Source organism: Yaniella sp. (assembly GCF_030453185.1).
Lineage (GTDB): Bacteria > Actinomycetota > Actinomycetes > Actinomycetales > Micrococcaceae > Yaniella.
The window spans coordinates 1-3,377 of the sequence record NZ_JAKDKW010000136.1 but is presented as its reverse complement, the minus strand read 5'-3'; the positions used below and the strand labels follow the sequence as shown (position 1 = coordinate 3,377).

Sequence of the window (3,377 nt, the reverse complement as noted above, 5' to 3'; positions counted from 1 at the left end):
CAGGTGCAAATCAACTCCTGGATAGGCCTGGTGATAGGGTCCGACCACTTCGGCTACAACAGAAACGCACATACTGGGTGGTGCCCCGAGTCTGACTCTGCCGCGTCGCAAACCGGCCAGTTCTTGCATCTGGAATCGAATGTGTTCTGCATCGGCCAGCATGCGAGAGGCCACCGGCAAAAGGGTTTCTCCGGCCGCCGTCAATGTGATGTTGCCCCTAGCGCGGTTGAAGAGTTCGGATCCGAGCTCAGTTTCCAAGGTCGAGATGTGGCGACTCAACGTGGGTTGAGCAACGTGCAATTCCGCTGCTGCGTTGGTGAAATGACCGGTTTCGGCCACGGTCAGAAAACTCTGCAACTGTTCAAGGTTCATGTTCATAGCATATCTGCATCGAAACGAGTCAGATAATTCATTGGACTGATCATGCCCTAGGTTCTTAGCGTTGGAGCATGTTGAAGAATAAAACCCAAGAACAGCAAATTTCTACCAGTGTGTTGGTCATCGGTACCGGAGGATCAGGCCTTCGTGCTGCCATCGAATTGGCCGAACTCGGTGTCGATGTCCTAGCTGTGGGAAAACGTCCACGCCATGACGCTCACACCTCATTGGCGGCCGGCGGGATTAATGCGGCACTGGCAACCATGGATGAAGAAGATTCCTGGCAGCAGCACGCAGCAGACACGATTAAAGAGAGCTACTACCTCGCGGATCCCCAGACCGTTGAGATCGTGGCCAAAGGTGCAGAACAAGGCATAGCCGATCTGGAACGCTACGGCATGGGTTTTGCGCGTGAAGAAGATGGGCGAATCTCGCAGCGTTTCTTTGGGGCTCATACCTTCCGCCGCACCGCATTTGCTGGTGATTACACCGGCCTAGAAATCCAGCGCAGCCTGGTCAAGCGCAGTGAGCAACTCGATATCGGCATCCTCGATACTGTGTACATCACCGATATCCTCACCGAAGGCAACACGGTCTTCGGTGCCTATGGTTTCGACGTCAATGATGGCAAGCGATACCTCATTCATGCAGACGCTGTAATTCTTGCGGCCGGAGGCCATAACCGAATTTGGCGCCGAACTTCATCTCGCCGTGACGAGAATACTGGTGACTCGTTCCGACTGGCAGTCGAAGCAGGCGCGCGTCTCCGCGATCCAGAACTCGTACAGTTCCACCCGTCAGGCATTATTGAGCCAGAAAATGCGGCAGGAACACTCATCTCGGAGGCAGCGAGAGGCGAAGGTGGCATCCTACGCAACGCACTGGGGGAGCGGTTCATGGAACGCTACGACCCAGAGCGCATGGAACTCTCCACCCGTGACCGTGTCGCGCTCGCAGCCTATACCGAGATCAAAGAAGGCCGCGGGACGGAAAAAGGCGGCGTCTGGCTCGACCTATCGCACCTACCGCGCGAAGTGATCCTGGAACGGCTACCGCGGGTGTACCAAACCATGATGGAAGTACAGATGCTCGATGTGACCCGTGAGCCCATTGAAATCGCACCGACCGCACACTACTCAATGGGCGGGGTTTGGGTGCGCCCCGAAGACCATTCCACCGACGTCGCCGGTCTCTACGTAATCGGTGAAGCATCCAGCGGTCTGCACGGTGCGAATCGCTTGGGCGGCAACTCCCTGATCGAACTGCTGGTATTCGGACGCATCGTCGGACAGGCCGCTGCACATTATTCAGTCAACCTGCCTGCACAAACTCGGTCGGCAAAAGCCATAGCAAGAGCCCGCGGTGAAGTGGATCGACTCCTCGCTGCCGACGGCACAGAAAATGTCCGCGCCCTGCAACGTGCGATACGCGACATGATGACCGAATATGCTGGCGTCGTGCGAACCGAAGCAGGACTCACTGCTGGCTTGGCACAGCTTGATGAAATTGAAGCACGCATGGCCAATATCGGGATTCACCCGGATATCGCCGGATTCCAAGACTTAGCCCACGCATACGATCTAAAATCCTCGGCACTATCTGCGCGGGCCACGTTGGAAGCAGCACTGGAACGTCGCGAGACGCGTGGCTGCCATAACCGCAGCGACTACCCAGACATGGACCCCGCCATGCAGGTCAACCTGGTCTGGTCACCAACCGAAGGCGTCACTCGAGAAGAGATCGCACCGGTGCCTGAAGACATCAGTGCCCTCATCCGTGAGGTCAGTGCCGACGGCAAGCTCGTCGAATAAACCACCCAGCCTGGCCGATGATCCGTTGCTAACACAGGCCATCGGCCAGGCGCCATTCTGCTGTCAATTTCAAAAACAGGCACACGTGAGCACGAGACATTTTCGACAAGGTAGAGTAGGCGCCGTGTCTTTATCAATTGGTTTTGTCGGACTGCCTAACGTAGGTAAGTCAACGCTCTTTAATGCCCTTACTCGCCAGACGGTTCTTGCCGCGAACTACCCGTTCGCAACCATCGACCCGAACGTTGGAATAGTCGATCTCAAGGACCAGCGCCTGGACCAGCTAGCAGGGATCTTTGGCTCCCAAAAAATCCTGCCGGCAACCGTATCTTTCGTTGACATCGCCGGCATCGTCAAAGGTGCTTCCGAAGGTGAAGGCCTAGGGAACCAATTCCTCGCCAACATTCGCGAATCATCCGCCATCGCACAGGTCGTTCGAGTATTCGAAGACTCCGATGTGATTCACGTCGACGGCAAAATTGACCCCAGCTCCGATATGGAAACCATTAACACTGAGTTGGTCCTTGCGGATATGCAGACCTTAGAACGAGCCATCCCACGCGTTGAAAAAGAAGTCAAAGGCAAGAAACAGGATAAAGCCGTCCTGGACGCCATGGTTGCAGCACAAGCCGTTCTAGAACGCGGCGACACTATCTTTTCTTCCATCGACTCCGACAAGCTGGAGATGGAACACCTGCAGGAACTCAACCTGCTTACTGCAAAACCCTTCATTTACGTCTTCAACTCCGATGATGACATCTTGGCTGACGAGGCCAAACAGCAAGAACTCGCTGATCTGGTTGCTCCTGCACGTGCTGTCTTCCTCGACGCCCAGTTCGAATCCGAACTCGTAGAAATGTCAGAGGAAGAAGCCCAAGAAATGCTCGAGATGGCAGGCCGTGAAGAATCCGGTATGGACCAGCTCGCACGCGTTGGCTTCGAAACGCTAGGCCTGCAGACCTACCTGACCGCTGGGCCAAAAGAAGCCCGCGCTTGGACTATCAATAAGGGCGATACCGCTCCAGAAGCTGCCGGGGTCATTCACACTGACTTCCAGCGAGGCTTCATCCGCGCCGAGATCGTCTCGTTCGCAGACTTGCTTGACGCCGGTTCGATGGCCGAAGCTAAGGCAAAAGGGAAGGTTCGCCTTGAAGGTAAGGACTACCTGATGCAAGACGGCGATGTCGT

Annotated in this window: 3 protein-coding genes; 2 read left to right on the top strand and 1 reads right to left on the bottom strand. The window is 55.6% G+C overall.

Annotation, left to right across the window (positions count from 1 at the left end):
* Window positions 1-372, bottom strand: a 372-nt coding sequence (locus tag L0H14_RS12170; protein ID WP_301421963.1) for a LysR family transcriptional regulator, incomplete at its 3' end; no start/stop codon positions are given.
* Window positions 373-449: 77 nt separating this feature from the next.
* Here L0H14_RS12170 and L0H14_RS12165 point away from each other — a divergent pair.
* Window positions 450-2,189, top strand: coding sequence for an L-aspartate oxidase (locus L0H14_RS12165; RefSeq protein ID WP_301419853.1), 1,740 nt, complete (start codon window positions 450-452; stop codon window positions 2,187-2,189).
* A gap of 124 nt (window positions 2,190-2,313) precedes the next feature.
* Window positions 2,314-3,377 (top strand): redox-regulated ATPase YchF (gene ychF, locus L0H14_RS12160; protein ID WP_301421962.1); only part of this gene is annotated, 1,064 nt, incomplete at its 3' end.

Coding starts and splice junctions, on each gene's coding strand:
- L0H14_RS12165 (WP_301419853.1), top strand. CDS start 450: ATGTTGAAGAATAAAACCCAAGAACAGCAAATTTCTACCAGTGTGTTG.